The organism is Streptomyces sp. NPDC091387, assembly GCF_044756945.1.
Taxonomy (GTDB): Bacteria; Actinomycetota; Actinomycetes; order Streptomycetales; family Streptomycetaceae; genus Streptomyces.
The window spans coordinates 269561-294896 of the sequence record NZ_JBIVTZ010000011.1 but is presented as its reverse complement, the minus strand read 5'-3'; the positions used below and the strand labels follow the sequence as shown (position 1 = coordinate 294896).

The 25336-nt window shown below is 71.4% G+C and carries 28 protein-coding genes and 2 pseudogenes; 19 read left to right on the top strand and 11 right to left on the bottom strand.

Translation table 11 applies throughout. From position 1 onward, the window contains the following. Positions 1-64: 64 nt before the first annotated feature. Together ACIQM0_RS24230 and ACIQM0_RS24225 are read left to right on the top strand one after the other, a co-directional pair. A complete protein-coding gene (locus tag ACIQM0_RS24230) occupies positions 65-511 on the top strand; it encodes a Fur family transcriptional regulator (RefSeq protein ID WP_401290049.1) in 447 nt (148 codons plus the stop codon). A 24-nt stretch (positions 512-535) separates the two neighbouring features. Next, positions 536-1504, top strand: a complete 969-nt coding sequence (locus ACIQM0_RS24225) for a glycine cleavage T C-terminal barrel domain-containing protein (protein WP_363026709.1) — start codon at positions 536-538, stop codon at positions 1502-1504. A 30-nt stretch (positions 1505-1534) separates the two neighbouring features. Here ACIQM0_RS24225 and dtd read toward each other — a convergent pair whose 3' ends face one another. Then, complete coding sequence (gene dtd / locus ACIQM0_RS24220) at positions 1535-1984, bottom strand: D-aminoacyl-tRNA deacylase (protein ID WP_401290045.1); 450 nt, start codon at positions 1982-1984, stop codon at positions 1535-1537. A gap of 116 nt (positions 1985-2100) precedes the next feature. Here dtd and ACIQM0_RS24215 point away from each other — a divergent pair, with 116 nt between their 5' ends. The 5 genes from ACIQM0_RS24215 (at position 2101) to ACIQM0_RS24195 (ending at position 6750) form a co-directional block, all read left to right on the top strand. Then, a complete protein-coding gene (locus tag ACIQM0_RS24215; protein WP_401290042.1) occupies positions 2101-2724 on the top strand; it encodes an ABC transporter substrate-binding protein in 624 nt (207 codons plus the stop codon). Positions 2725-2770: 46 nt separating this feature from the next. Continuing rightward, complete coding sequence (locus ACIQM0_RS24210) at positions 2771-3766, top strand: asparaginase (protein WP_401290040.1); 996 nt, start codon at positions 2771-2773, stop codon at positions 3764-3766. 82 nt (positions 3767-3848) lie between these two features. Beyond that, positions 3849-5102 (top strand): GNAT family N-acetyltransferase, encoded by a 1254-nt coding sequence (locus ACIQM0_RS24205; protein WP_401290037.1) that lies wholly within the window; start codon positions 3849-3851, stop codon positions 5100-5102. A gap of 121 nt (positions 5103-5223) precedes the next feature. Further along, entirely contained in the window at positions 5224-5991 is a 768-nt protein-coding gene (locus ACIQM0_RS24200) for a TetR/AcrR family transcriptional regulator (RefSeq protein ID WP_401290034.1), read from the top strand. Positions 5992-6075: 84 nt separating this feature from the next. Further along, positions 6076-6750 (top strand): TetR family transcriptional regulator, encoded by a 675-nt coding sequence (locus ACIQM0_RS24195; RefSeq protein WP_401290032.1) that lies wholly within the window; start codon positions 6076-6078, stop codon positions 6748-6750. Between the two features lie 41 nt (positions 6751-6791). On the opposite strand, the gene ACIQM0_RS24190 is transcribed toward ACIQM0_RS24195, so the two are convergent. From ACIQM0_RS24190 to ACIQM0_RS24175, 4 genes are all read right to left on the bottom strand, one after another. Next, a complete protein-coding gene (locus ACIQM0_RS24190; RefSeq protein WP_363026695.1) occupies positions 6792-7313 on the bottom strand; it encodes a DUF2199 domain-containing protein in 522 nt (173 codons plus the stop codon). Between the two features lie 106 nt (positions 7314-7419). Next, entirely contained in the window at positions 7420-7956 is a 537-nt protein-coding gene (locus tag ACIQM0_RS24185; protein WP_401290029.1) for a pyridoxamine 5'-phosphate oxidase family protein, read from the bottom strand. A 75-nt stretch (positions 7957-8031) separates the two neighbouring features. Next, positions 8032-9528, bottom strand: coding sequence for an MFS transporter (locus ACIQM0_RS24180; protein ID WP_401290027.1), 1497 nt, complete (start codon positions 9526-9528; stop codon positions 8032-8034). A gap of 161 nt (positions 9529-9689) precedes the next feature. Then, positions 9690-10178: a MarR family winged helix-turn-helix transcriptional regulator gene (locus tag ACIQM0_RS24175; RefSeq protein ID WP_401290025.1), complete on the bottom strand. Its 489-nt coding sequence runs from the start codon at positions 10176-10178 to the stop codon at positions 9690-9692. Between the two features lie 122 nt (positions 10179-10300). On the opposite strand from ACIQM0_RS24175, the gene ACIQM0_RS24170 reads away from it, so the two are divergent. Further along, positions 10301-11428, top strand: a complete 1128-nt coding sequence (locus ACIQM0_RS24170) for a DUF4037 domain-containing protein (RefSeq protein ID WP_401290023.1) — start codon at positions 10301-10303, stop codon at positions 11426-11428. Positions 11429-11602: 174 nt separating this feature from the next. Beyond that, positions 11603-11863: pseudogene (locus ACIQM0_RS24165) on the top strand (MFS transporter); the annotation flags it as partial. Between the two features lie 34 nt (positions 11864-11897). Here the strand turns inward: ACIQM0_RS24165 and ACIQM0_RS24160 are convergent. Beyond that, positions 11898-12383 carry a winged helix-turn-helix transcriptional regulator gene (locus ACIQM0_RS24160; RefSeq protein WP_401290021.1) on the bottom strand — a complete coding sequence of 162 codons (486 nt, stop codon included), beginning with the start codon at positions 12381-12383 and terminating at the stop codon, positions 11898-11900. Between the two features lie 89 nt (positions 12384-12472). Here ACIQM0_RS24160 and ACIQM0_RS24155 point away from each other — a divergent pair, with 89 nt between their 5' ends. The 5 genes and pseudogenes from ACIQM0_RS24155 to ACIQM0_RS24135 form a co-directional block, all read left to right on the top strand. Further along, positions 12473-13663, top strand: coding sequence for an MFS transporter (locus ACIQM0_RS24155; RefSeq protein ID WP_401290019.1), 1191 nt, complete (start codon positions 12473-12475; stop codon positions 13661-13663). Between the two features lie 221 nt (positions 13664-13884). Continuing rightward, positions 13885-14643, top strand: coding sequence for a GntR family transcriptional regulator (locus ACIQM0_RS24150; RefSeq protein WP_401290017.1), 759 nt, complete (start codon positions 13885-13887; stop codon positions 14641-14643). A 36-nt stretch (positions 14644-14679) separates the two neighbouring features. Then, positions 14680-15978 (top strand): MFS transporter, encoded by a 1299-nt coding sequence (locus ACIQM0_RS24145; protein WP_401290014.1) that lies wholly within the window; start codon positions 14680-14682, stop codon positions 15976-15978. 19 nt (positions 15979-15997) lie between these two features. Further along, positions 15998-16474, top strand: coding sequence for a hypothetical protein (locus tag ACIQM0_RS24140; protein ID WP_401290012.1), 477 nt, complete (start codon positions 15998-16000; stop codon positions 16472-16474). A gap of 38 nt (positions 16475-16512) precedes the next feature. Then, a pseudogene (locus tag ACIQM0_RS24135) lies at positions 16513-16728 on the top strand (phosphotransferase); the annotation flags it as partial. 66 nt (positions 16729-16794) lie between these two features. Here the strand turns inward: ACIQM0_RS24135 and ACIQM0_RS24130 are convergent. Then, positions 16795-17229 carry a MarR family winged helix-turn-helix transcriptional regulator gene (locus tag ACIQM0_RS24130; protein WP_401290009.1) on the bottom strand — a complete coding sequence of 145 codons (435 nt, stop codon included), beginning with the start codon at positions 17227-17229 and terminating at the stop codon, positions 16795-16797. Between the two features lie 107 nt (positions 17230-17336). Between ACIQM0_RS24130 and ACIQM0_RS24125 the strand changes: the two genes are divergently transcribed. Then, complete coding sequence (locus tag ACIQM0_RS24125) at positions 17337-18251, top strand: alpha/beta hydrolase (protein WP_401290007.1); 915 nt, start codon at positions 17337-17339, stop codon at positions 18249-18251. A gap of 215 nt (positions 18252-18466) precedes the next feature. On the opposite strand, the gene ACIQM0_RS24120 is transcribed toward ACIQM0_RS24125, so the two are convergent. Then, positions 18467-18970 (bottom strand): NUDIX domain-containing protein, encoded by a 504-nt coding sequence (locus ACIQM0_RS24120; RefSeq protein ID WP_401290004.1) that lies wholly within the window; start codon positions 18968-18970, stop codon positions 18467-18469. A gap of 291 nt (positions 18971-19261) precedes the next feature. Between ACIQM0_RS24120 and ACIQM0_RS24115 the strand changes: the two genes are divergently transcribed. The 4 genes from ACIQM0_RS24115 to ACIQM0_RS24100 all read left to right on the top strand — a co-directional run bounded on the left by ACIQM0_RS24115 (position 19262) and on the right by ACIQM0_RS24100 (position 21421). After that, entirely contained in the window at positions 19262-19633 is a 372-nt protein-coding gene (locus ACIQM0_RS24115) for a VOC family protein (RefSeq protein WP_401290001.1), read from the top strand. A 196-nt stretch (positions 19634-19829) separates the two neighbouring features. Continuing rightward, positions 19830-20285 carry a helix-turn-helix transcriptional regulator gene (locus ACIQM0_RS24110; protein ID WP_363073880.1) on the top strand — a complete coding sequence of 152 codons (456 nt, stop codon included), beginning with the start codon at positions 19830-19832 and terminating at the stop codon, positions 20283-20285. Positions 20286-20312: 27 nt separating this feature from the next. After that, positions 20313-20969 (top strand): hypothetical protein, encoded by a 657-nt coding sequence (locus ACIQM0_RS24105; RefSeq protein ID WP_401289998.1) that lies wholly within the window; start codon positions 20313-20315, stop codon positions 20967-20969. Positions 20970-21085: 116 nt separating this feature from the next. Next, on the top strand, positions 21086-21421 hold the full coding sequence (locus tag ACIQM0_RS24100) for a DUF2516 family protein (protein WP_363026661.1): 336 nt from the start codon (positions 21086-21088) through the stop codon (positions 21419-21421). Here the strand turns inward: ACIQM0_RS24100 and ACIQM0_RS24095 are convergent. The 3 genes from ACIQM0_RS24095 to ACIQM0_RS24085 form a co-directional block, all read right to left on the bottom strand. Further along, the gene (locus tag ACIQM0_RS24095; RefSeq protein ID WP_363026659.1) at positions 21403-22746 is read right to left on the bottom strand and encodes a fused response regulator/phosphatase; all 1344 of its coding nucleotides are present in this window, start codon (positions 22744-22746) and stop codon (positions 21403-21405) included. The genes ACIQM0_RS24100 and ACIQM0_RS24095 overlap by 19 nt on opposite strands. 421 nt (positions 22747-23167) lie before the next feature. After that, on the bottom strand, positions 23168-24229 hold the full coding sequence (locus ACIQM0_RS24090) for an NlpC/P60 family protein (RefSeq protein WP_401289995.1): 1062 nt from the start codon (positions 24227-24229) through the stop codon (positions 23168-23170). 240 nt (positions 24230-24469) lie between these two features. Further along, positions 24470-25246, bottom strand: coding sequence for a class I SAM-dependent methyltransferase (locus tag ACIQM0_RS24085; RefSeq protein ID WP_401289993.1), 777 nt, complete (start codon positions 25244-25246; stop codon positions 24470-24472). Positions 25247-25336: the final 90 nt, after the last annotated feature.

The window sequence follows — 25336 nt, the reverse complement described above, 5'->3', positions numbered from 1 at the left end:
CCCCCGTACCGCGGCCTCCGCACTCCGCTGGGTACGGCGGCCGCCCCCGCCTACACTGGGGGCTGTGGTGAGCACCGACTGGAAGACCGATCTTCGGCAGCGCGGCTACCGGCTGACGCCGCAGCGGCAGCTTGTCCTGGAAGCCGTCGACGCGCTGGAACACGCGACGCCCGACGACATCCTGTCCGAGGTGCGCCGGACCGCGTCCGGGGTGAACATCTCGACGGTGTACCGGACCCTGGAGCTCCTGGAGGAGCTGGGCCTGGTCAGCCATGCCCATCTGGGCCACGGATCCCCGACGTACCACCTGGCCGACCGGCATCACCACATCCATCTGGTCTGCCGGGACTGCACGAACGTCATAGAGGCCGATGTCGGCGTCGTCGCCGAGTTCACCGAGAAGCTGCGCGGCACCTTCGGGTTCGAGACGGACATGAAGCACTTCGCGATCTTCGGCCGCTGCGCGGACTGCGCGGCGAAGGCGGCGGAGCGGTCCGCGAAACCGGCCTGAGGGTCCGAGTCGTACGCTGGTCGCATGAAGAGCCCCCTGCTGTCCCTGCCCGGCGCCGTCCCCGCCGAGGGCTGCGACGAAGGCGTCGCCGCGCACTACGGCGACCTGTTCCGCGAGCAGCGTGCCCTCGCCGACGGCTCCGGCCTCGTCGACCTCTCGCACCGCGGCGTCATCACCGTCACCGGGAGCGACCGGCTGGCGTGGCTGCACCTCCTGATCACCCAGCACGTCACCGACCTCGCACCGGGTCAGGCCACCGAGTCGCTGATCCTCACCGCGAACGGGCACATCGAGCACGCCATGTACCTCGTCGACGACGGCGAGACCGTGTGGATGCACGTCGAGCCGGACACCCAGGGCGAGCTGATCGCCTATCTGGAGTCGATGAAGTTCTTCTACCGGGTCGAGGTCGCCGACCGCACGGAGGACTTCGCGGTCGTGTACCTGCCGGCCGGTTCCATCGCCGCGGTGCCGGACGGGGCCGCGGTACGGGAGACGCCGTACGGCCGTGACCTGTTCCTGCCGCGCGCCGGTCTCGAGGCGTACGCGGCGGAGCACGGGCCGGCCGCCGGGGTCCTGGCCTACGAGGCGCTGCGCATCGAGGGCCACCGCCCGCGCCTCGGCTTCGAGACCGACCACCGCACCATCCCGCACGAGCTGGGCTGGATCGGCACCGCCGTCCACCTCCAGAAGGGCTGCTACCGGGGCCAGGAGACCGTGGCCCGGGTGCAGAACCTGGGCAAGCCGCCCCGCCGCCTGGTCTTCCTGCACCTGGACGGCTCCGAGGTGCTGCTCCCCGGGCACGGCACCCCGATCCGGCTCGCCGCGGACGGGGCGGAGGGCCGTCAGCTCGGCTTCATCACCAGCTCCGCCCGCCACCACGAGCTGGGGCCGATCGCCCTGGCCCTGGTGAAGCGGAACGTGGCGGTGGACGCGGAGCTGCTGGCGGGGGAGAACACGGCGGCGGCGCAGGAGACGGTCGTCGAGCCGTAGCGCCTCCGCTGCCGCCCTCCGGCCGCCGGATCAGACCTCGATGACGACGGTGAACGGGCCGTGGTTCGTGAGCGAGACCCGCATGTCCGCCCCGAACCGGCCCGTCTCCACCCGCGCCCCCAGCGCCCGCAGCCGGGCGACCACCTCGTCGACCAGCGGCTCGGCGGTCTCGCCGGGCGCGGCGGCGTTCCAGGTGGGCCGGCGGCCCTTCCGGGCGTCCCCGTAGAGAGTGAACTGCGAAATCACCAGAAGCGGTGCATTCGCATCGGAGCAGGACTTCTCGCCCTCCAGGATGCGGACCGACCAGAGCTTGCGGGCGAGCTGCGCCGCCTTCTCCGGGGTGTCGTCATGGGTGACTCCGACCAGCACACACAGGCCCTCGCCGATGATTTCGCCGACCACCGCCGGGCCGCTGCCCTCGCCGTCGGCGTCGGCCACCGTGACGCTCGCGCCGTCCACCCTCTGTACCACTGCACGCATACAGACCAACCTATCTTGGGCTGAACGGGTACAGAGCATCTCCACCGGCACCCTCGGAGTGGCACCATGCTCGGAGGCGGTGCGCCGACGCACCGGTCGAGGGGATGGACACAAGCATGAGCACCCATGGAACCGGGCAGTCCCCGGGCACCGTGCCGGTCACGCGTGCCGGCGTCAACAGCAGTGCGGGGACGAGTACGAGCACCATGCGCCCACCCGTGCAGCGGACCGCACAGGGCTCCGACGACGGTCCGGCCGCGCCCCCGTCCGAACTGGTCGCCCTGCGGCTGCCGGAGCTGCGCACACTGCGCCGCGACTCGCAGCGCGACGAGGCCGACCTCAGCTATGTGCGGCGGCTGGTCCAGGGGCGCATCGACATCCTGCGGGCCGAGCTGGCCCGGCGGCGGGACCCCGAGTCGCCGGTGGTGGACCGGCTCTCCGAGATCCTCGCCGACGCCCCGTCGCTGCACCGCTCCTCCGCCCGGCACGTCACGCTGAGCACCCCGCGCAGCGACGAGTACCGGCAGCTGGCCGCGGAGACGCTCGCCGAGGTCGAGCTCTCCGACCTCGACGCCCGTACGGACGAAGAGCTGCACACAGCGATGGGACGCCTCGTCCGCTACGAGCAGCAGGTCTCCCGGCGCCGTCACCGGCTCCAGCGGACCGCGGACGGCTGCAGTGCGGAGATCGCCCGCAGGTACCGTGACGGGGAAGCACAAGTAGACGACCTGCTCGCCTGAGGCAATCCCTCCGGGGGCGGGTCCCGCCCGTCCCCGGAAGGCCACCATGACCTCCAGCGCAGCCCCGTCCGCCCCGTCCGGCGCCATATCCGACCCGGCACCCGCCCCGCCGGTGTTGGCCGAGGTCGTACGGTCCGGATTCGTCGAGGGCCACCATCGCGGCTCCCTGGTCGTCCTGGCCGCCGACGGCAGCGTCGAGCTGGCCCTCGGTGATCCGGCGGCCCCGGTCTTCCCCCGGTCGTCCAACAAGCCGATGCAGGCCGCGGCCGTGCTGCGGGCCGGGCTCGACCTGTCCGGGGAGCGGCTGGCACTGGCCGCCGCGAGCCACGCGGGCGAGGGCTTCCACCTCGATCTCGTACGCGAGATGCTCGCCGAGCACGGACTGTCGCCCGACGACCTGCAGACCCCGCCCGACCTTCCGCTGGACCCGGCGGAGGCGGAGACGTACCTCGCCGCGGGCCACGTCCGGGAGCGGATCACGATGAACTGCTCGGGCAAGCACGCGGCGATGCTCGCGGTGTGCGTGCGCAACGGCTGGGACCCGGCCACCTATCTCGACCCGGCGCACCCGCTCCAGCGGCTGGTCCACCAGGTGGTCGAGGAGGCGGCGGGCGAACCGGTCGCCGCGGTCGGCACGGACGGCTGCGGGGCGCCGCTGATGGCGATCTCCCTGGTGGGTCTCGCGCGGGCGTTCCGTACGTTCGTCACGGCGGCACCGGACACGGCGGAGCGCCGGGTGGCGGACGCGATGCGGGCCCACCCCGAGTACGTGGCGGGCACCCGCCGCCCCGACACCTGGCTGATGCGCGAGGTGCCCGGCGCGCTGTCCAAGATGGGCGCGGAGGCCGTCCAGGCGGTGGCGCTCGCGGACGGCAGGGCCCTGGCCTTCAAGATCGACGACGGCTCGGCCCGTGCGCTCGGCCCGGTCCTGGCCCGTGCGCTGGGGCTGCTCGGGGTGGACGCCCCGGTGGTGTCGCGGATCGGCCGGGCGCCGCTGCTGGGCGGCGCCGCGGAGGTGGGGGAGATCCGGGCGGCGTTCTGACCCGGCGCACCGGCTCCGGCCCGGTCCCGCGCACCGGGAAAAGCGGGCGACATCCCACACCGTCGTGTCTAGCGTGGAGCGCATGAACAGCCTTGAGGCCCGCCCTGTCACCGAGTCCGAGTTCGCCGACTGGCTGCGTGCCTTGAACACCGGCTTCCTGCGCCCGCCGACTCCCTCGGACGAGGAGGTGGCCGGACGGCTGCCGCACATGGATCTGGCCCGCGTCCAGGGGGTGTTCGACGCCGGCCGGTGCGTGGCGACGTTCCGGTCGTTCGCGCAGGAGCTGACCGTCGTCGGCGGGGCGACGGTGCCGACCGACGCGGTCACCAACGTCACCGTGACCCCCACCCACCGCCGTCGCGGGCTGCTCACCCGGCTGATGGCGAACGACCTGGCGGCGGCCAAGGAGCGCGGTGACGTGGCCGCCACCCTGATCGCCGCCGAGTACCCGATCTACGGGCGCTACGGCTTCGGTCCCGCGGCCTGGACCACGGAGTGGGAGATCGACATACCCCGGGCGGGGCTCGACCCCCGGCTGTCCGGCACGTCCGCGCTCGACGGCGGCCGGATCGACCTGGTGGACGGCGCGGAGGTGCGCAAGCTGGGCCCCGCCCTCCACGACCGGCTGCGGGCCAGGCAGCACGGGGTGGTGAGCCGCGGCGACCGCTGGTGGGACCTCACCACCGGCAACGCGCTCTTCCCGAACGACCGGTGGACCGAGCCGTTCCACGCCGTCCACCGTGACGCGGAGGGCACGGTGGACGGTCTCCTCGTCTACCGCGCCGACGACCACTGGGGCGACGCCAAGCAGCCGCTGAACCGGGCGACGGTGCGCAGCATGATCGCGACGACCCCGGCGGCGGAGCGGGCGCTGTGGCACTTCCTGTGCTCGGTCGACTGGGTCACCACGGTCCGTACCGGCAACCGCGCCCCCGACGACCTGCTGCCGCTGCTCCTCCCGGACCCGCGCGCGGCCCGTGTGGTGACGCAGGCGGACTTCCTGTGGGTGCGCGTCCTGGACGTCGTACGCGCGCTGGAGGCCCGCACGTACGCGGTCCCCGGCTCCCTGGTCCTGGACGTCCACGACGCCACCGGCCTCACCGCCGGCCGCTTCCACCTGGACGCCTCCCCGGCCGGCGCCACCTGCGCCCCGACGACGCGCAGCGCGGATCTCGCGCTGGACATCCGGGAGTTGGGGACGCTCTACCTGGGCGACGAGTCGGCCCTGCGGCTGGCGGCCCTGGACCGTGTCGAGGAGCTGACCCCGGGCGCGGCGGCGCTGGCGGACGTCCTGTTCCGGGCGGGGCGGCGGGCCTGGTGCCCGGACGTGTTCTGATCCCGCTGTGTGCTGAGGGGGTGTGCTGAGGGGTGCGTGCCCGGGTGCGGCGTCACCGGGTCCGCACCCTGAACAAGGGTTACGCGTACCTAGGATGGCCTTCGAGGGAAGGCGGGTTCAGGTGACGGAAGAGAACGGTTCGCCGGGCGGTACGGGCCTGCCGGTCAGCATCGAGGCCGCCTGGGGACTGCGGGCACGCCCGGTGAAGGGACCCAAGCCGCGGCTCACCCTGGAGCGCATCGTGGACGCCGCCGTGGCGGTGGCGGCGTCCGAAGGGCTCGGCGGGGTGTCCATGGGCCGGGTCGCCAAGGACCTCGGCGCCTCGACGATGTCGCTCTACCGGTACGTGGCCGCCAAGGACGAGCTCTACGTGCTCATGCAGGAGGCGGCCATGGGCCCGCCGCCCCCGCTCCCTGCCCTGGAGGAGGGCGCCGGCTGGCGGGAGGCGCTCGCGCAGTGGGCCTGGGCGCAGCGCCGGGTCTTCCACCGCAACCTGTGGATGCTCCGCATCCCGATCTCCGGCCCCCCGGCGAGCCCGCACTCCGTCGCCTGGTGGGAACAGGGCCTCCAGGCCCTCGAAAGCAGCGGTCTCGGGCCGGGCGACGCGGTTTCCGTCATCCTTCTGGTCAGTGGTTTCGTGCGGAACGAGGCGCTGCGCACGGGCGATCTGGACGCCGCCGTCGAGGCACGCGGCGTACCGGCGCGGGAGGTGATGGAGGGCTACGCCCGCACCCTGGACCGGCTGGTCGACCCCGAGCGCCATCCCGCCCTGTCCCGGCTGATGGCGTCCGGCGTGATGTGGGGCCCGGAGGAGCCCGACCACGAGTTCCGCTTCGGCCTGGAACGGGTGCTGGACGGCATCGAGGCGCTGATCCGGGAGCGGGGGTAGCTCAGGCGCCCGCACGGGGCCTGCCGGTGTGCGGAGGCCGGGCGGTGGACGTCAAGTCCGGTTGAGGTCAAAGGCGTACGCTTCATGGTCATGAGCGGAGAGAAGCCCAGGTCCGGCGCGGCGGCGGACGAGGACGCGTCCCGTGGGCCGAACGCGCCCATGAGCCTGCGCGAGCGGAAGAAGCAGCTGACGTACCAGGCCGTCTCCGACGCCGCCATCGCGATGTTCCTGGAGCGCGGCTTCGACAAGGTCTCGGTGGCGGAGGTCGCGGCCGCCGCGGACATCTCCAAGCCGACGCTGTTCCGGTACTTCCCGTCCAAGGAGGACCTGGCCCTGCACCGGTTCGCCGATCACGTGGACGAGTCGGCCCGGGTGGTCGCCGCCCGCGCGGACGGCGAAACCCCGCTGGACGCGCTGCGGCGCCACTTCCTGGACGGTCTGGAGCGGCGCGACCCGGTCACCGGCCTCTGCGACGTGCCCGAGGTGCTGGCGTTCCACCGGCTGCTGTACGGCACGCCCTCGCTGGTGGCCAGGCTCTACGCGTACCAGGGTGGCTCAGAGGCCGCTCTCGCCCGCGCCCTGGGCGACCGGGTACCCGACCGGCTGGCCGCGGGCCAGATCGTCGCGGTCCTGCGCATCCTGGCCCTGGACAACTGGCGGCGGATCAGCGAGGGGCAGAGCGCGGACCAGGTGTACGGGGACGCGGTCGAGGCGGCGGAGCTGGGGTTCGCCCAGCTGCGCTCGGGCCTGGGACGGTAGACGGGGCTGTCCGGCGGCGAGCCCGCTCGTGATCAACACGTTCAGGACCTGTCGTCCTCGGCGTGCTGCACCGCCTCGGCTATCTCCCGTACCCGGTCGAACGTGATCCCGTTCCGCTGCTCCACGGCCAGCGGATGGTCGGTGGGCTCCAGCTCGATGAGCGGGCGCCGGCCGATCGGGCGGGTGTGCGCGTTCGTCCTGAGGTTGGTCGTCCGGGGGGAGTAGAGCCCCAGTTCGGTGGTCAGCCAGCCGAAGTACGGCTTCTCCGACTCCCGGCCCGGGGTCTCCCACACATCGAGGGCGCGGCCGAAGTTCTCCCGGCTCAGGGACACCCAGACGCCCCAGGAGAACGGTTCCCGGCTGCCCGCCACCGGTACCTCGATGAGGCCCTTGATGAAGTAGTGCTCGTGCCTGACGATGCACTGGTCCGTCGAGAGCATGCTGTCGGGATCGCTCTCCAGGCTCGCGTCCCAGACATCGGGTGCCATGGTCGAGTACCCCATCGGGAGTTCCGTGTGGTGTCCGCCGCAGCGGGAGCAGGTGTAGCCGGGGTCGGGTGCCATGGGCGGGATCCTAGAGCCTCCCCGTCGCGCGCCGGTGCCGCACGGGCCCGTCCCGGCGGCGACGGACGGCGCACGCGAGGCCGCGGTGAGGGCCCCCGCGTGCGGGTCACTCCGCCGCCGGCACGTCCAGTGCCGTCCCGTACAGCCGGGAGACGCGGAGCCGGATCACCACACGCCGGTCGGCGACCACCTGGGCCAGGAAGGCCGCCTCCTCGGCCGGGTCCTCGAAACCGGGGGTCATGGCGAGCAGTTCGCGGCTCACCGCGTCACCGGGGACGGCGGCCGGCTCCGACACCTCGGCCGCGCCCTCCGCGACCGCGAACGAGAACACGTCCGGGCCGCTGACATGCAGCGCGGCATGCGGATCGGCGCGCAGCTGGCGGGGCTTGAGACGGTCGGCGGTGCTGGACACGCGCACCACGCGCTCGTCGGCGTCCCAGGCGTAGAGCACGGTCGTCAGATGGGGGTGTCCGGTGCGCCGCACGCTCGCCAGGACCCCGAACCGCTGCTCCCCGAGCAGCCGGGACAGTTCGGCGTCGGTGAGCACGCGCGGGGCCGGGCCGGCGCCGGGGCCGTGCTGCGGCTCGTTCTCTTCGGATGCGGCCTGCTGGGTGGGGATGGGAGTGGGCTGCTGTCCGGTCATGGGGTCGGGTCCTCAACTGGTCGTGGTGGACGCGTGCATGGGTGGACGGGCCGTGGGCGGCGGGCCGCGCCCCGGTCAGGCCGCGGGGGTGGCGTCGGTGCGGTGCGCGGTCTCGGATTCGGGCCCGCGCGCTCGGTCTGCGGACGGTGAACGGGTGCCGGGCTCCGGCCGCCCGAGCACCGTGAGCGCGACGAGGAAGGCGGCCGTGAGCAGTCCGCCGCCGACCGCGAACGCCAGGTGGTAGCCGCCGGTCAGCGCCTCCGCCCGGTCGCGCCCCTCGGCGAGGAGGGTGTCGGTGCGGGAGGCCGCCAGGGTGGAGAGGACGGCGACGCCCGTCGCCATGCCGATCTGCTGCGTGGTGTTGAACAGCCCCGAGGCCAGCCCGGCGTTCTCCTCGCCCGCCCCCGACATGCCGAGCGCGGTGAGCGCCGGGAGCGCGAGGCCGAAGCCCGCGGCCAGGAACATCAGCGGCAGCAGATCGGTGGCGTAGTGACCGTGGGCGGGCACCCGGGTGAGGAGGCCGAGCAGGGCGATCAGCAGGGCGAGACCCAGAAGCAGGACGTTCCGGTCGCCGAACCGCGCGCTCAGCCGGGCCGAGACGCCGAGTGACACGGCACCGATGACGGCGGCCGCGGGCAGCATCGCGAGACCGGTGGCGGCGGCGCCGTGGCCGAGCACCCGCTGGAGGTAGAGCGCGACCAGGATCTGGAACGAGAACAGCGCGGCCACCATGAGCATCTGCACCAGGTTGGCGCCGGAGACGCTCCGCGACCGCAGGATGCCCAGTGGCAGCAGCGGGGCCGGCGCGGTGGCCTGCCGGACGACGAACGCGGCGAGCAGGACCAGCGAGAGTGCGCCGAGGCCGAGCGTGTGCGCCGACAGCCAGCCGTACGACCCCACTTCGACGACGGAGTAGATGCCGAGCATCAGCCCTGAGGTGACCAGGACGGCGCCCAGGACGTCGGCGCCCGCGGCGAGGCCGGGCCCGCGGTCGGCGGGGAGCACGCGCACGGCGACGAGAAGGGCCGCGATCCCGATCGGCAGGTTGATGAGGAAGATCCAGTGCCAGCCGGCGGCGTCGGTGAGCACCCCGCCGAGCACCTGGCCGATCGACGCCCCCGCGGCTCCGGTGAAGCTGAACACGGCGATGGCCCTGGAGCGTTCGCGGCTCTCGGTGAACAGGGTGACGAGGATGCCCAGGCCCACCGCGGACGCCATGGCGCTGCCGGTGCCCTGGAGGAAGCGAGCGGTGATCAGCAGGCCGGGTGAGCCCGCCGCGCCCGCCAGTACCGAGGCGGCGGTGAAGACGGCGGTGCCGGCCAGGAACATCCGCTTGCGGCCGATGAGGTCGCCGAGCCGGCCGGCGAGCAGCAGCAGGCCGCCGAAGGCGAGCAGGTAGGCGTTCACGACCCAGCTGAGACCGGCGGGTGAGAACCCGAGGTCGTTCTGGATGGCGGGCATGGCCACGGTCACGATCGAGCCGTCGAGCACGGTCATCAGCAGGCCGGTGGCGATCACGCCGAGCGCGAGCCGGCGCGAACGGGCAGTGGCAGGTGCCTTGGCCGGCGTCATGGCAGGCGTGTGGGCAGGCAAGGGAGCGGACATTGGACTCTCCTGTCGGTCAGGTCGACAAGAGAGACGCTAACAGATGGTTTTGTTGCGGACTATTTCTTTCGGTCTGTTTTCTGCGAATGGCTCTGCGAATGGCTCTGTGGACGCCTCTGTGGAGGTGTCTACTTCCGGCTCTGGCGGGCCCGGCGGGCCGGTCCGGGGGTCTCGGCCGGGGTGGACAGGCGGTCGCCGGTCAGCTGCTCCAGGGCGCGCAGGAGCACCTCCCGGTCACCGCGCCCCAGGCCGGCCAGGGCGTCCGCGTGCACCCGGTCCACGATCTTCTGGCTCCGCGCGGCGACCTCGGCGCCCTTCTCGGTGACGGCGATGATCCGCGCCCGCCGGTCCCGGCTCGAAGGGCGGCGCTCCGCGAGGCCCGCGCCCTCCAGGGCGTCCACCGTCACCACCATCGTGGTCTTGTCCATGTCGCCGATCTCGGCGAGCTGGATCTGGGTGCGCTCCTCCTCCAGGGCGTGGACCAGGACGCAGTGCATCCGTGCCGTGAGCCCGATCTCGGCGAGCGCCGCCGACATCTGGGTCCTCAGGACGTGGCTGGTGTGGTCCAGGAGGTAGGAGAGGTCCGGTGCGGTGCGCGTGGGTGCCATGGCGGTCATGTCTGCCAGGGTAACCATTCGGTCTGTGGTGGATCGTCCGCAAGCGAACTGTTCCCGCGGGGTCGTGCCGCCCCGGGACTATTTCGCTGGCCGATCCGATTCCGTCCCCGCACAGTGGCCGTATGACCCACGCCGAAGCCGCCTTCCTGCCCGGTCTGGAGCTCTCCCGCATCCTGTACGAGGAGGGGGTGCGGCCGGTCCTGGACGCCGCCTTCCCCGGACTGCCGTACGCCGCCGCGCGGATCGGGCCGGGCTCGGAGGTGCTCGGCTTCGACACGGCCAGGTCGGCCGACCACGACTGGGGCCCGCGGCTTGACCTCTTCCTCGCCGCGGACGACGTGGCGGCACACGGCGAGGCGATCCGGCGGCTCCTGGCGGACCGGCTGCCGAAGGAGATCCGCGGCTGGCCCACCCACTTCCGCCCCGCCGATGACCCGCTCGACCCGGTCGGGCACATGGAGAGGACCGAAGGGCCGGTCAACCACCGCGTGTCCACGTACGACCTCGGCGGCTGGCTGACCAGGGAAGCCGGCTTCGACGCGTCGACCGCGGAACCGTCCGTCCGGGACTGGCTCGCGATGCCGCAGCAGCGGCTCGCCGGGATCACCGGCGGTGCGGTGTTCCACGACGGCCCCGGCCTCCTCACCGCCGCACGGCGGCGGCTGGCCCGGTATCCCGAACAGGTCTGGCGCTACCTGCTGGCCTGCCAGTGGCAGCGGATCTCCCAGGAGGAGGCCTTCGTCGGGCGCTGCGCGGAGGTCGGGGACGAACTCGGCTCGGCCGTGGTCGCGGCCCGGCTGGTGCGCGACCTCATGCGCCTCTGCCTGCTCCTGGAGCGGCGGTACTGGCCGTACAGCAAATGGCTGGGCAGCGCGTTCGCGCAACTGGACGCGGCCGAGGGCCTGTTGCCGTCCCTGCGCGGCGCGCTGGCGGCCACGGACCTGCCGGAACGGGAACGGCACCTCTGCGCCGCTTACGAGGCGGTGGCGATCCGCCAGAACGCGAGCGGCCTCGTCGATCCGGTGGACCCGTCGCCCCGCCCGTACCACGGCAGGCCGTTCCTGGTCCTGCACGCGGAGCGCTTCGCCCGCCCGCTGGCCGCCTCGCTCACGGACCCGGAGCTGCGCGGCCGGCCGCTGACCGGGGCCGTGGACCAATGGGCGGACAGCACGGACCTGTTGACGGGCGCGGGCGGGGACGCGCTTCGGGCGGCGACGGAGGCGGCGGGCGCGGCGACGCCCCACCCGTGACGCGGGGCGGACGCCCTTCCGCGCACCCCGGGCGCCCCGAAAAGCAGTGGCAGGCCGTTGGGCCGCCCGCATACCTTTGGCGCCCGTGACTCATGATCCGAAAGCGCTGCCCGACGGGTTGATACGTGTCCTGCGCACCCGGCCGACCGCCGTCCCCGCGACGGGCGGACGGGGATGACCGAGTGTGCTCCGGCGAAGCCGGAGACCGCCGACGAGGAGCGCCTGTTCTCCCGTAAGTACGCGGCCGCGACCCTGAGTTTCGCCGCGGTGATGTTCCTGACCGGGTTCGCCGCGCTCGCCGTCGTGCCCACCCTCCCGGCCGCCGCCAGGGAGCTGGACGGGGTCCACCTCTACCCGCTGGTGGCGGGCTGCTTCGTCGCCGCGAGCCTGCTCGGCGGGGTGCTGGGCGGCGACTGGGCGGACCGGGCCGGGGCGGGTACGCACGGGCGGGTCCGGGTGCCCGGCCGTGTCAGTCGGCGACCTTGCGCACGTGTGACGTAGACGCCGTGACGGGCCGGCCGCTCCGGTCCAGAACGCCGACGCGGGGCACGTCCCGTCCGTCGTGGTCGATCAGGACCGAGTGGTCCTCGCCGGGAGCGAAGGCGTGCCGCTCTCCCCACTGCCTGAGCGCGACGACGGTAGTGAACAGTTCCTGGCCGGCGTCGGTGAGCCGGTAGGTGTGGCGCTTGGCCCCGGGGGGAGTGGTGGTGGCCAGGATGCCGTGCGCGGTGAGCTTCCGGAGCCGGTCGCTGAGGATGTTGCGGGCGACGCCGAGGCTGTTGCGGAAGTCGGTGAACGACGCCGCGCCGTCCATGGCGTCACGGACGATCAGCAGGCTCCACCGGTCGCCGACGAGATCGACCGTGCGCGCGACCGGGCACGTCGGATCGGTCCACTGCTGATCCGCCCACTGCTGGTCGGTCCACTGCTGGTCGGTCGGCACCGCGTCCGTCATGGGGCTCCTCCCGTATGAGTTGCAGATCGAAACCATTGTGCCCTAGCCTTGAACGGTTTCATATTGAAACCAATGAAGGGTGGGCGGAGATGTCGTCGACGATCACGAGCGGTCAGCGCCTCGTCCTGGCGTCGGTGTGCGCGGTGGCGGTGTCCACGATCTACGCGATCCAGCCGGTGCTGGCGGCCGCGGGCAGCGACCTCGGCCTGGCCGGGAGGACGCTGGGGTGGCTGGTCGCGGTCGGCCAGCTCGGGTACTTCGCGGGTCTCGTCCTGCTGGTGCCCCTCGGGGACGTCCTCGACCGGCGCACGCTGATCGTCGGGCATCTGGTCCTCACCGGCGCGGGTGCGGCGATCACGTCCCTCGCACCCGGTGGGCTGATCGCCGGGGCCGGTCTGGCGGTCGCGGGCCTGTTCGCGGTGGTCGTGCAGATCACCGTCGCCTACGTGGCGGCCACCTCACCGGCGGGCGAGCGCGGCCGCAACATCGGCACGGTCACCTCGGGCGTGGTGCTCGGGATCCTCGGCGTCCGGGTACTCGCGGGCGCGCTGGGGGACAGCCTCGGCTGGCGGGCCGTCTACGCCGTACTCGCCGCGCTCTGCCTCGCTCTCGCGCTGATCGCGCGCCTGACCCTCCACCCCGACACCCGGCCCGCGCGGGCCCGCTACCGGGACGTCCTCGCCACCACCGGACGCCTCGTCGTCACCGACCGGCTCTTCCTCGGCCGCGGACTGATCGCGTTCTTCCTGTTCGCGTCCTTCGGCACCCTGTGGAGCGGCCTGGCCCTGCCGTTGGGGGCCGCGCCGTGGCACTTCGGCACGACGGCCGTCGGGCTCTTCGGACTGGCCGGCCTCGTCGGTGCCGCGGCTGCCGCCCGCGCGGGCATCTGGGCCGACGCGGGGCGCGCCCAGGCCGTCACCGGCTGGTCGCTGGCGCTTCTGGCCGTGTCCTGGACGCTCACCGCGCAGACGGCACCGACCCTGTGGCCGCTCATCACGGGCGTCGTCCTGCTCGACTTCGCCGTCCAGGCCGTGCACGTGAGCAATCAGCACCTCCTCACCGCCGCGCACCCCGAACACTCCAGCAGCGTCATCGGCGCCTACATGGCCTTCTACTCGCTCGGCTCCGCCCTCGGCGCCGTCACCACGGCATGGGCGTACGCCGCCGCGGGGTGGTGGGCGTCCTGCCTGCTCGGCGCCGCCTACGCCGTGGCCGCGCTGGCTGTGTGGGTACGCGCACGGCGCGCGGCGGTGGCCTCGCCGGCGCGGTGCCCGGCATGACGTCCTGACCCGGCGGAGACGGCGTGACGAGGGTGCTGCCGAAGCCCGAGCGGCGGCGGTCAGCCGCGAACCAGGAACACCGGCCACGATGCCGCGATCCCCCGTGGGCGCACGGGTGCCGAGCGTATTTCTACTCCAGCAGCTTCCACCCGGTCCCGTAGCTTGCCACTGCCGCCCGGAATCATCCGCTGCCGCGCATCAGACCGACCGGAGAGTCGCCCATGCCCCGAGAGGCGCCCTACCTTGCCGTGGCCGAGGTGCTGCGTGCACGGATTCTTGCGGGGGAATGGGCTGTTGGGGAGCGTCTGCCGTCCCGGGCGCGGCTCGCGCAGGAGTACGGGGTCGGGCGCAACGTCCTGCAGAGGGCCATGGATCTCCTGATCATCGGCGGCCTCCTCGAAGGACGCGCGGGCTCAGGTACATACGTGCGCAGGCCCCGCGAGCGTTTGCGGCTGGTCCGTTCGCGACACCGCGAACGCCGGGGCGGCGCCACCTCCCGCTCCGCCACGAAGGAGCGAGGCAGGGCCGACGCCTGGGACGCGCACAGCCAGGTGCGGGTCCCCGCTCCCGAAGTGATCGCCGAGCGGCTCGACATCAGTTCCGGGGACCTCTGCGTCAGGACGCGGTACGAGTTCCTCGCCGGCGGGCATCCCGTCCAGCTCTCCGAGTCCTGGGAGCCGATGGCCATCACGAAGGAAACACCCGTCGTGCTCCCCGAGATGGGCCCCCTGGCGGGGAAGGGCGTGGTCGAACGCATGCGGTCCATCGGTGTGGTCATCGAGACCGTCGTCGAGGTGCCGCGCCCCGCTCGTGCCACCCAGGCGCAGGCGAACCTGCTGGGGATCAGCGTCGGGGACCTCGTGCTCCAGATCGAGCGAACCATCTACGACACCGACGGGCGGCCGGTGGAAACCGCCGACATCGTCATTCCGGACGTGCGCCGGGAAGTGGTCTACGAGTTCGGGGCCGACCGGCCGTAGCCGTCGAATCCCGCGCAACCGAAATGGGTGATTCCTGTGTCAACGCCTTCTCGGCCCGGACTCCTGCGTGACCCGGACTTCGGACGCCTGTCTGCCGCCACCGCGCTCGGTCAGCTGGGTGACCGCATCATTTTCCTGGCACTGCCGCTGGTCGCGATCACGGCGCTGAACACCGATGAGTTCCAGGTCGGACTGCTGACCGCGATGACCACGGCAGGTTCGCTCCTCATCGGACTTCCGGCCGGCGCGTGGGTGGACCGCATGCGGAAACGATCGGTGATGATCAGCGCCGATCTCCTACGGGCACTGATGCTTCTGACGATACCCGTCGTGTGGTGGGCGGGATCTCTGACGATCTGGTGGCTCTACGCGGTCGCGTTGGCTCACGGACTGCTGACCGTCTTCTTCGATGTCGCCTACGTCAGCTACCTGCCGCACCTGGTGGGGCGTGACCGTCTCGTCGAAGGCAACTCGAAGCTCTCGGCGATACGGTCGGTGACCAGTATCAGCGGGCCGGCGATGGCCGGACCTCTGGTGGGCTGGACCGGAGCGCCTGCGGCACTTCTCGCGAGTGCGGCCGGGATGGCCGCGTCGGGTCTGCTCGCGCTCGGTATCCGCACACGCGAAAGAAGGCCGGAGCCGGGTGGCGACCCCAAAATGCTTCGAGACATCAAGGAGGGACTGAAGTTCGTCCTCGGGAGCCCCGTCCTGCGCGCGATCATGCTGGGGGACGCGGTCTTCAACCTGTTCCTGGTCATGTACCAGACCATGTTGCTGTTCTTTCTGGAGCGGGAGATCGGACTCCAGTCCTTCGGTATCGGCCTCCTCCTGTCGGGAATGGGCTGCGGTGCCCTGCTGGGCGCGCTGGTGGCCACCACGGTCTCGAAGCGGGTCGGGCAGGGACCGGTCATCTGGCTCGCCCCGCTGGTCACGTGTCCGCTGACCGCCCTGATGCCGCTGGCCCGGCCGGGATGGAGCGTGTACGTGGCCGCGGTCGGCCTCGCGGCACTCTCACTGGGCGGAGTCGTTCGCGTCGTCGCTCAGTCGAGCTTCCAGCAGGCCCTCACGCCGGATCGGCTTCTGGGCCGGATGAGCGCGACATCCCGTTTCGTGTCGTGGGGTGGCATTCCCCTGGGTGGGCTCCTGGGCGGAGCCTCGGGTTCTGTCCTCGGTGCCACACCCACGTTGTGGATCGGCGCAACCGGTATGACGCTGAGCTTTCTCCCCAACTTCCGAATCCGGGGCCGAGACGGCTGTCGTGGCGACCGTGACGACGACCGGCAGCGGCCGTCCGAGGACCCGCGGCTCAACGACCCTCCCGGCGAAGGCGCGTGAAGATCGGCAGCGTGGAACGATGGCTGCCATGTCCGGTCAAGTGTGGGTGTCACTCATATCGTTGGGCGGCGTCGCACTCGGTGGCGCGCTGTCCTTCCTCGTCCAGTTCGCGACGCAGCGGTCGGCTGAGCGGACGGAACAGCGGCGGCAGCAGACCGCGTTGTCGGAGGCCCGGCGAGGGGAGCGGCTCACGCTGCTGGAGCGGTTCGTCGAAGCGGGGGCCGAGGCGGAGCGTGCCGCTTTCAGTCGGCCGCACGAGTGGGATGACACGACGCCTTGGTTTCTGGAGACCCGAGACTCCATGAACCGGCTCTGGGTCGTGGAACGGCTGATCCGTATCCAGTTCCCGCTGCCCGTGCACGACGCGGCACGCAAGTACTTCCTCGACCTCAACCGCACCGTGTGGGAAGGCTTGCCCGACGGTGAGAGCGTGCGCGACTACCTGGAGGACAACAGACTGGCCTTTCTCGACGCGGCCCGAGCGGTCATGGGATAGCCCGCTACGGATCCCGAAGGGACTGTGGTCGTTCTGGCCCCTCCCCGGCTGCTGTTCGCGGCAGGGAGGCGGGACGCTCGAAGACCGGGTACGGGGTCTGGACGGTTGAGGCCCTCGACCGCTCCTTGCGCGAGGAGACTCCGCGTATCGGACTCTGGCTGGACACCTCGGGACAGACACCGGAGCAGACCGTCGCGACGATTCTCGACAACCTCCCCACTGCGCGCGTCGAGATCGACCGACCGCGTCAGTGAGGAGGCTTGCCGGCCCGGCCGCCGCGACGAGGCCCGAACGTGCGGCAGCCCACCCGGGCAGACGCCTCACTCGCGCGCAGGGCCTGACGCGGGTGAGGCGAGCATCGCTTTGAGGATGCGTTGCAGCTCGACGCGGTCCTGGGGGGTGACCCTCGCCAATCTGCGGTCGTACTCCGCCGCAAGGGCCGCAAGTGCTCGATCGCGTGCTCGCGTGCCATCGGCGGTCAGTACGAGCCGATGACGCCGCAGGTCCGCCTCGTCGATCTCGCGGCGGATGAAGCCCTTGGCGACGAGGTTGCGCACGTAGACCGTCACGCTCGCCTTGGGCAGCAGCAGTGCCGTCGCGATCTCGGCCGGATACGGCGACGCCTCCACCTCGGCCAGGACGAAGAACTCCTTCGTCTCCAGCCCGAGCTCGGCCAGATCCCGCGTGCAGGCATCCATCACGACGCCCAGCAGCCGCTGGTTCAGCGTCCACAGCTGCGCCCCGTCGACCGACATGCGGGCCTCCATCCAGGTGGTACCGTTTCGTACTAGGTCCATATTGTATCAGTAGCTGTTCTGTACTGGACTCCCATGGAACAACGACCTGACGAAGGAAACCACGCATGCTTCAGCACCTCACGATCCCGCGCGGTCCCATCGAACTCGCCGCCGACCTCCACCTCCCCGACAACGCCGACAGCGGCGCACCGCTGCGCGCCGTGGTGCTCTCCACCCCGGGCAGCAGCGTGAAGGAGCAGATCGGCGCCGACTACGCCTCCCGTCTCGCCGCCCGCGGCATCGCGGCGCTCGTCTTCGACCCCGCCCATCAGGGCCGGAGCGGAGGCGAGCCCCGCGACCTCGAAGACCCCTACCGCCGGGGCGAGGACATCTCCTACGCCATCGACGTGCTCACGACGACCCCCGGCGTCGACCCGCAGCGCATCGGCGTCCTGGGCATCTGCGCCGGCGGGGGCTACGCCGTGCACACCGCCCGCACGGACCACCGCATCAAGGCGGTCGGCACGGTCGTCCCCATCGACATGGGCACCTCGTTCCGCGGCTTCCAGCCCGACGGCCCGGCCGCCGCACTCAACGCCCTCGCGGACGCACGTATCGAAGAGGCCCGCTCCGGCGGGACGACCCGCGTGAACTGGCTTCCCGACACCCTCGGGGACGCCACGACAGCGGGCCTGACCGACATCGACACCACGCAGGCCATCACCTACTACCGCACCGAGCGCGGCGGCAACGAACACTCCACGAACCGGCGCCTCTCGCGCAGCGACTCCCTCCTGCTGGGGTACGACGCGTTCCACCTGGCCGATCAGCTCATGACCCAGCCACTCCAGGTCGTCCTCGCCGGACGCATCGGCAACACCGGCTCCTACGACACCGGCATGCGGCTGTGGAAGCTGGCCCCCAACCCCGTCGACCTCATGGTGATCGAGGGCGCCGGCCACTACGAGATGTACGACGAGCCCGAATACGTCGACGCTGCCGTGGAGCGACTCGCCGGCTTCTATGCGAACAACCTGTAAGGCGTCCGAATCGGTGAACCCGCGCGGTCGCAGGGCGATACGGCTAGGCGCTGTCGGCCCGGTTCAGGAGGATCACCACGCGATCAGGGAGCCTGCCCACGTTCCGAATCCCTGGCTGAACAGGGGGTTTCTGGACCGTTGAGCACGACAACTGCCGTGGGATTCGCATCGTTCTTGGCGTGTACCTCGCTTATCGCAAGCAAAGGCGGGCAAGGTCAGGACTGCGCGGTCCGGAACACGAGATACCGGCTGAAGGCCTCGTGGCTGTCGGGGGTGAAGCGCCACTCCAGCAGGGCCGACCGCAGCTCCGGCTCGGTCAGCCAGCCGTGCCAGGCGACCTCATCGGGATCGGCGGCCACGGCGTCCGGCACCAAGGCTTCGTGCACGCCGAGCCAGTGAGGGCTCAAACCGCCGCGGTTGAGGAACGTGAACAGCAAGCGCGGCAGCACCCGAATGCCCAGCTCTTCGGCCAGTTCCCGCGAGGCGGCCTGTTCATAGGACTCACCGACATCCACGGCACCACCGACCACGACCTCGTGGAGCCCGGGGAAGCGTGACAACTGTTCCGACCGCCGGTGGACGAGGATCCGCCCTCGCCCATCACGACACACCGTCACGGCGACCCGGTGCAGCCAGCTCTCCCGAATGGCCTGCCGGCGGCTGACCACTATCCCCAGCACACGATCTTGATCATCGACACGCTCCACCAGTTCGTCCATGACGGACACCGTGGCAGAGCCCACCGACAACGTCGCTTCCCGGAGCCCCGTGGAGGCCGACCCAAGAGAACCTGCGCCAGGAGACCGGACGTGGATGACGACAGTTGTCGCGCGGATACGACACCTATCGTGCTCAGTGTCCTGTCCCGGATAATTGTGGGCAGGACGAGGCTCTGACCTGCGGTGCCTACAGTTGAGTGGGACAGGTCTGCGGGCGGTGTCCCGCTCAACGGCAGGCAGCCGCCTCTAGGGTGTTCATCGCGGAAGTCCACCGATCGGTCCGGAGACGCCATGCCCCTGCAGATGAAGTTGGTTGCTATAACGCTCGACTGCCCTGATCCGCTGGCTTTGGCGGGGTTCTATAAGCAGGCCACCGGCCTTGAACTGCACCCGAAGTCGGACGTCGACTTCGCGGGTCTCAACGGCGAGCACGGGCTCCTCATCGGTTTTCAGCGGGTTGCCGACTACCGGGCTCCGAGCTGGCCCGACCAGATCGTTCCTCAGCAACTTCACATCTGCTTCAAGGTCGATGAGGACTTGGCCGTGGCCGAGGCCCGACTGCTGGAGCTGGGTGCGGGCAAGCCGGATCACCAGCCGCATGGCGACAAGGCGCGGGTCCTCACCGATCCGGCTGGGCACCCCTTCTGTATCAGCATGCGCTGATTGGCGCCCTACCTGGGACGCGTTGACCGGGGCCTACATATGACCGGGACTCAGCCGCACATGCCTACAGAAGAGCGGGACTGCCTACACATCGCAGGGACAGGACACTCAGGCTCACAGGCCCGTCCGAGTGGTTCGGAACACTTTTGCAAGCGCCTGCTTGCAATAGTTAGCACCGAGGGTCCACCATCGAGGCATGGCATCACTCAACGTCGGCAACCTCGGCGAGTACCTGCGTGAGCAGCGGCGTACCGCGCAGCTCTCGCTGCGGCAGCTCGCCGATGCCGCCGGCGTGTCCAATCCCTATCTCAGCCAGATCGAGCGCGGGCTGCGCAAGCCCAGCGCCGAGGTGCTGCAGCAGGTCGCCAAGGCGCTGCGGATCTCCGCCGAGACCCTTTACGTACGGGCCGGGATCCTGGACGAGCGGGAGCGGGACGAGCTGGAGACGCGGGCGGTGATCCTGGCCGATCCGTCGATCAACGAGCGGCAGAAGAGCGTGCTGCTGCAGATCTACGCCTCCTTCCGCAAGGAGAACGGGTTCGAGGACGAGCCCGGGGGTGAGGAGGGGAGTGCGTCCGGTGCGGACGCGCCCTTCAATGCCGACGGCAGTGCTGCCGATACAGCTTCAAAGCCTTCAAAACCCTCACACTGACTCTGATGATCCGGGAGGACCACAGTCATGGCCATCACCGATGACCTGCGCAAGACCCTCACCGACCCGACCCCCCTCTACTTCGCCGCCGGTACGGCCGAGCTCGCCGTACAGCAGGCGCGCAAGGTTCCGGCGCTGATCGAGCAGCTGCGGGCCGAGGCGCCGGAGCGCATCGAGGCCGTGCGCAACACCGACCCCAAGGTCGTCCAGGAGAAGGTGACCGGGCAGGCCAAGGAGGCGCAGGCCACCTTCCAGGCCAAGGTCACCGAGGTGATCGGGGCATTCGACACCGATCTGAAGAAGCTGGGCGAGAGCGCCCAGGACCTGGCGCTGCGCAGCGTGGGTGTGGCCGCCGAGTACGCGGTCAGGGCCCGGGAGACGTACGAGAAGGTCGCCGAGCGCGGCGAGCAGACCGTGCGGACGTGGCGGGGCGAGACCGCAGAGGAGATCGTCGAGATCGCCGTCGTCGTCGAGCCGCGCAAGGAGTCGGAGCCGGACGCCAAGGCCGGCCCCAAGCCGGAGGCAAAGGCGGAGACCCCGCAGGCAAAGGCGGAGACCGAGGCCGCGCCGAAGCCGGTCGCCAAGCCCGCGCCCGCGTCGGCCAAGCCCGCGCCCGCGTCCGCCAAGAAGGCGCCCGCGCGCAAGCCCGCCGCCAAGAAGACCACGCCGCCCACCGCCAAGTAGCCGCGGCGGCCGGCGGGTGTACCGGGGGACGGGTGGGCACCTTTCAGGGTGCTCCGGTCGTTGTCCCGGGTACCTTGGCCGCGAGGCGCTCATCCACGTACTAGGCGGTGCACATCATGTTGCTCGAAAGCTTCAACTCGGTCCTCGGGCTGATCTACACGGCCATGCTCATCCTCGCCGTGGTCGCCCTGATCATGGCCGCGGTCGCCCGCGAGGACGCCTACCGGGCCGCCAGTAAGCAGACCAAGCCCTTCTGGCTGATCATTCTCGGCATCACGGTGGTGGTGAACCTCTGGGTGCCCCTGCTCTTCGTGCAGCTCGCCGGGCTGGTCGCGACCATCGTGTTCTTCGTGGACGTGCGGCCCGCGCTCAAGGCCGTCACGGGCGGCGGCAACCGCCGCGGGGGTTCGAGCAGCGACGGGCCGTACGGGCCCTACAACGGCGGGCGTTGAGCGCCTGCGGGTGACACCTGTCCGGGGCGGGGGCGCGGAATGCTCCGGCCCCGGTCGCCGTTGTGCGCCCTGCGGCGCACGACGTCCTCGTCGCGGTCGAGCAGCAGGACCGCGACATCGTCGGTCAGCTCGCCGCCGTTCAGCTCGCGGACGTGGGTGACGGCCGCCTCCAGCAGGTCCTCGCCGGTCAGCCCCTCGGCCAGCTGGCGGTTGATCATCGCGACCATGCCGTCCTGTCCGAGGCGCTGCGTACCGATTCCGGTCCGGCCCTCGATCAGCCCGTCCGTGTACATCATCAGGCTCCAGGAGCCGCCCAGCTCCACCTGCCGGCGCGGCCACCGGGCGCGCGGCAGCAGCCCGAGCGCCGGGCCGCCGTCCTGGTACGGAAGCAGGTGCGCCGCCCGCCCCTGGCGGGCGATCAGCGGTGCGGGGTGGCCCGCCAGGCAGAGGCCCGCGCGGCGGCCGTCGGGGGCGATGTCGACCGTGCAGAGGGTCGCGAAGATCTCCTCGCTCTCCCGTTCGTGCTCCAGGACCTGCTGGAGCGTGGAGAGCAGTTCGTCGCCGCAGAGCCCGGCCAGGGTCAGCGCCCGCCACGCGATGCGCAGCTCCACGCCGAGCGCCGCCTCGTCCGGGCCGTGCCCGCAGACGTCGCCGATCATCACGTGGACCGTGCCGTCGGGCGTACGGACCGTGTCGTAGAAGTCCCCGCCGAGCAGCGCACGGCTGCGGCCGGGGCGGTAGCGGGCGGCGAAGCGCAGGTCGGAGCCGTCGAGCAGCGGCGTGGGGAGCAGGCCGCGCTCCAGGCGGGCGTTCTCCTGGGCCCGCAGCCGGGACTCGGTGAGCTGGTGCTGCGCGATGTCGGCGCGCTTGCGTTCGACGGCGTAGCGGATGGCGCGGCTGAGCAGCCTGCCGTCGAGCTCGTCGCGGAAGAGGTAGTCCTGCGCCCCCACCCGTACCGCTTCGGCGGCCAGCTCGGCGTCCTCCTGCGCGGTGAGGGCGAGTACGGCGTGCCGGGGCGCGATCCGCAGGACGTGCTTGAGGGTGGCCAGCCCGTCCGCCTCCTGCCCCGGCGCGGTACGTGCCTCGCCGCCGGACGGCAGGGCCAGGTCCAGCAGGATGCAGTCCACGTCGTCGGTGAGGAGCCGGCCCGCCTCGGTCAGATTGCGGGCGGTACGGATACGGACCCGGGTGCCGGCCGCGGCCGGCAGTTCCGGGACGGTGAGGGTGCCCGCCGGGTCGTCGTCGATCACCAGGAGGGTGAGGTCGGCGCCATAGCTGGTCTCCGCAGCGGGAACGGAACGCTGCTGCGGTACGGGTACGGGCATCGAAATCGGGTTTCCTTCCCTCCCCCCGAGGGCGCGGCGGAGCGACGATCGACGACCCGCCAGACGGGGACGATAGCGGTACGGGATGTGCGAACGGAATGGCGCTCGATACGTGCCGGCCGTTCCGGAGAGGGCGTTAAGCCGCGGAAGGGCGCAGATCCGGCGGGATGCGCCGGGGCCGCGGCCCTTTCCGGCACATGACAAAGGTCACGTGCCGCGCCGGGCCCCGGGTGGCGCGGGTCACGGCTGCGGGGCGGAGGCGGATCGGAGCCCGGCGGCAGGGACGGAAACGCACCGTTTCGGGCCCCCGCCCGCTCTCCGCCGGATCTCCGACCGGCCTTAAGGGTCCCTTGAGGCTCTCTTAAGGTTGGCCGTCAGCTCGGCCGTCAGCTCGGCCGTCAGCTCGGACGCCACTTGCCCGTCACTTGTCCGGGCGGACGACTCCGAGGATCTCCATCGAGCCCGCCCCCGCGAGGGTGATGTTGCGGCCGGGGCGCGGGGCGTGCACGATCGCGCCGTCGCCGACGTACATCCCGACGTGCGTGGCGTCACCGAAGTAGATGATCAGGTCGCCGGGGCGCATGTCCTTGATGGCGATGTGCGGCAGCTGCCGCCACTGCTCCTGCGAGGTGCGCGGGACCGGCCGCCCGGCAGCCGCCCACGCCTGGGACGTCAGCCCCGAGCAGTCGTACGACGAGGGGCCCACGGCGCCCCACTTGTACGGCTTGCCGATCTGCGAGGTCGCGAAGGCCACCGCCTTCTTGCCGCTCGCGCTCGCCCCGCGGTTGATCTCCTTCAGGGCGCCGGAACTCAGCCATTCCGTCTGCGACTTGTACTCCGCCTGCTGTTCCAGCTCGAGGAGCCGGGCCCGCTCCTTCTTCTCCAGCCGGGACTCCAGCTTCTTGGCCGCCGCGATCTGCGCGTTGATCTTCTTCTTGGCCTTGGCCTGCTTGAGGCGATTGGCCTCGAGCTTGGTCCAGTTGGTGCTCGCGTCCTGGGTGTACGTCTCCAGGTCCTCCTGGGTCCTGTTCAGTTCGCCCAGGACCCCCTTGGCGGCCTGCTGGCCCTGGCGGGCCCGGCTGACTCCGTCCAGGAAGAGCTGCGGGTCGCCGCTGAGCATCAGCTGGGCGCCGGCCGGCATTCCGGCGTTGCGGTACTGCTCGCGGGCCTGGGCGCCCGCTCTGCTCTTGAGGGCGGCGATCTTCGCCTGGCCCTCGACTATGGCCTGCGCCAGCTTGACGATCTCGCCCGACTGCTTCTTGGACCGCTCCTCGGCGAGGTTGTACGCGTCCGTCGCCGCGCCCGCCTTGCGGTAGAGGGCCTCGATCTCCTCGCGCACCTCTTCGAGGCTCTTCTTCCCGGGCTTCACCGGCTGTTCCGGCGCGGGGGGCACCGGGGCGGCGAACGCCTGGACCGGTGCGGCCAGTACGGCCAGCGCGCAGACCAGCGTGATCGCCGCGGCGGCACTGTGGCGTCGGTTCACGAGCTCCCCCTCCGGACAGACCCGAACGGATCTGATTTACCGTCAGTAACTTATGGCACCGACGAGATCGTGCCATGCCGTACCGAAAAGCAACAGAGGCTCACACGTCTCCGGTAATTCCGGCCGGTCGCCGGTGCCGCAGACGCGCTCCCCCCGTACCGCTCCCCGTATTTGGGACGAACGGTGCCCGGCCGACGTTCCCGGCGCAGCGGAGTTCCTCCCCGTTCCCGGCGTGTCGCTCTACTGGCGGGGTTTCAGCGCCTCCCAGTTCACCGTGACTTCACCCTGGCGCCACCGCCGCACCCCGTCCGTCAGCGGCCAGTCGCCGGACAGGGCCCGTACCGCCGTGATCCAGCGCTGCCGGGCCCCCAGCGAGGCGTACGGTGCCGCGGCGGCCCAGGCCCGGTCGAAGTCGCGCAGGAACGCGTGGACGGGCTCGCCCGGGACATTGCGGTGGATGAGCGCCTTGGGCAGCCGCTCCGCGAGGTCGGAGGGCCGGTCCAGGGAGCCGAGCCGGGTCGCGAACGTCACCGTGCGCGGCCCTTCCGGACCCAGCGCCACCCAGACGTGGCGGCGCCCGATCTCGTCGCAGGTGCCCTCCACCAGCAGCCCGCCCGGTGCGAGCCGCTCGCACAGCCGCTGCCAGACCGCGGCGACCTCGCCCTCGTCGTACTGGCGCAGCACGTTCGCCGCCCGGATCAGCACGGGCCGCTCGGGCAGCGGGATCTCGAAGCCGCCGTGCCGGAACGTGAGGCCCTCGCGTTCGTACGGCTTCGCCGCGGCGACCCGGTCCGGGGAGATCTCGATGCCGACCACCGCGGTGCGCGGCTCGGCGCCGCGCAGCCGCTCCAGCAGTTCGACGGCGGTCCAGGGCGCGGCGCCGTACCCGAGGTCGACCGCGACGGGGGTGTCGGCGCGGCGCAGGGCGGGGCCGTGGACGGCGGCGATCCAGCGGTCCATGCGGCGCAGCCGGTTCGGGTTGGTGGTCCCGCGGGTCGCGGTGCCGATGGGGCGCATGACACAGAGCGTAACGAGCGGCGTGGAGCGGACGCCGCGGAGGCGTCGCGGCGACGCGCCGGAAACATACTGTAATGATTTGGCAAAGCG

Coding starts and splice junctions, on each gene's coding strand:
- ACIQM0_RS24225 (WP_363026709.1), top strand. CDS start 536: ATGAAGAGCCCCCTGCTGTCCCTGCCCGGCGCCGTCCCCGCCGAGGGC.
- dtd (WP_401290045.1), bottom strand. CDS start 1,984: ATGCGTGCAGTGGTACAGAGGGTGGACGGCGCGAGCGTCACGGTGGCC.
- ACIQM0_RS24215 (WP_401290042.1), top strand. CDS start 2,101: ATGAGCACCCATGGAACCGGGCAGTCCCCGGGCACCGTGCCGGTCACG.
- ACIQM0_RS24210 (WP_401290040.1), top strand. CDS start 2,771: ATGACCTCCAGCGCAGCCCCGTCCGCCCCGTCCGGCGCCATATCCGAC.
- ACIQM0_RS24205 (WP_401290037.1), top strand. CDS start 3,849: ATGAACAGCCTTGAGGCCCGCCCTGTCACCGAGTCCGAGTTCGCCGAC.
- ACIQM0_RS24195 (WP_401290032.1), top strand. CDS start 6,076: ATGGTCATGAGCGGAGAGAAGCCCAGGTCCGGCGCGGCGGCGGACGAG.
- ACIQM0_RS24190 (WP_363026695.1), bottom strand. CDS start 7,313: ATGGCACCCGACCCCGGCTACACCTGCTCCCGCTGCGGCGGACACCAC.
- ACIQM0_RS24185 (WP_401290029.1), bottom strand. CDS start 7,956: ATGACCGGACAGCAGCCCACTCCCATCCCCACCCAGCAGGCCGCATCC.
- ACIQM0_RS24180 (WP_401290027.1), bottom strand. CDS start 9,528: ATGACGCCGGCCAAGGCACCTGCCACTGCCCGTTCGCGCCGGCTCGCG.
- ACIQM0_RS24175 (WP_401290025.1), bottom strand. CDS start 10,178: ATGACCGCCATGGCACCCACGCGCACCGCACCGGACCTCTCCTACCTC.
- ACIQM0_RS24170 (WP_401290023.1), top strand. CDS start 10,301: ATGACCCACGCCGAAGCCGCCTTCCTGCCCGGTCTGGAGCTCTCCCGC.
- ACIQM0_RS24160 (WP_401290021.1), bottom strand. CDS start 12,383: ATGACGGACGCGGTGCCGACCGACCAGCAGTGGACCGACCAGCAGTGG.
- ACIQM0_RS24155 (WP_401290019.1), top strand. CDS start 12,473: ATGTCGTCGACGATCACGAGCGGTCAGCGCCTCGTCCTGGCGTCGGTG.
- ACIQM0_RS24150 (WP_401290017.1), top strand. CDS start 13,885: ATGCCCCGAGAGGCGCCCTACCTTGCCGTGGCCGAGGTGCTGCGTGCA.
- ACIQM0_RS24140 (WP_401290012.1), top strand. CDS start 15,998: ATGGCTGCCATGTCCGGTCAAGTGTGGGTGTCACTCATATCGTTGGGC.
- ACIQM0_RS24130 (WP_401290009.1), bottom strand. CDS start 17,229: ATGTCGGTCGACGGGGCGCAGCTGTGGACGCTGAACCAGCGGCTGCTG.
- ACIQM0_RS24125 (WP_401290007.1), top strand. CDS start 17,337: ATGCTTCAGCACCTCACGATCCCGCGCGGTCCCATCGAACTCGCCGCC.
- ACIQM0_RS24120 (WP_401290004.1), bottom strand. CDS start 18,970: ATGGACGAACTGGTGGAGCGTGTCGATGATCAAGATCGTGTGCTGGGG.
- ACIQM0_RS24115 (WP_401290001.1), top strand. CDS start 19,262: ATGCCCCTGCAGATGAAGTTGGTTGCTATAACGCTCGACTGCCCTGAT.
- ACIQM0_RS24110 (WP_363073880.1), top strand. CDS start 19,830: ATGGCATCACTCAACGTCGGCAACCTCGGCGAGTACCTGCGTGAGCAG.
- ACIQM0_RS24105 (WP_401289998.1), top strand. CDS start 20,313: ATGGCCATCACCGATGACCTGCGCAAGACCCTCACCGACCCGACCCCC.
- ACIQM0_RS24100 (WP_363026661.1), top strand. CDS start 21,086: ATGTTGCTCGAAAGCTTCAACTCGGTCCTCGGGCTGATCTACACGGCC.
- ACIQM0_RS24095 (WP_363026659.1), bottom strand. CDS start 22,746: ATGCCCGTACCCGTACCGCAGCAGCGTTCCGTTCCCGCTGCGGAGACC.
- ACIQM0_RS24085 (WP_401289993.1), bottom strand. CDS start 25,246: ATGCGCCCCATCGGCACCGCGACCCGCGGGACCACCAACCCGAACCGG.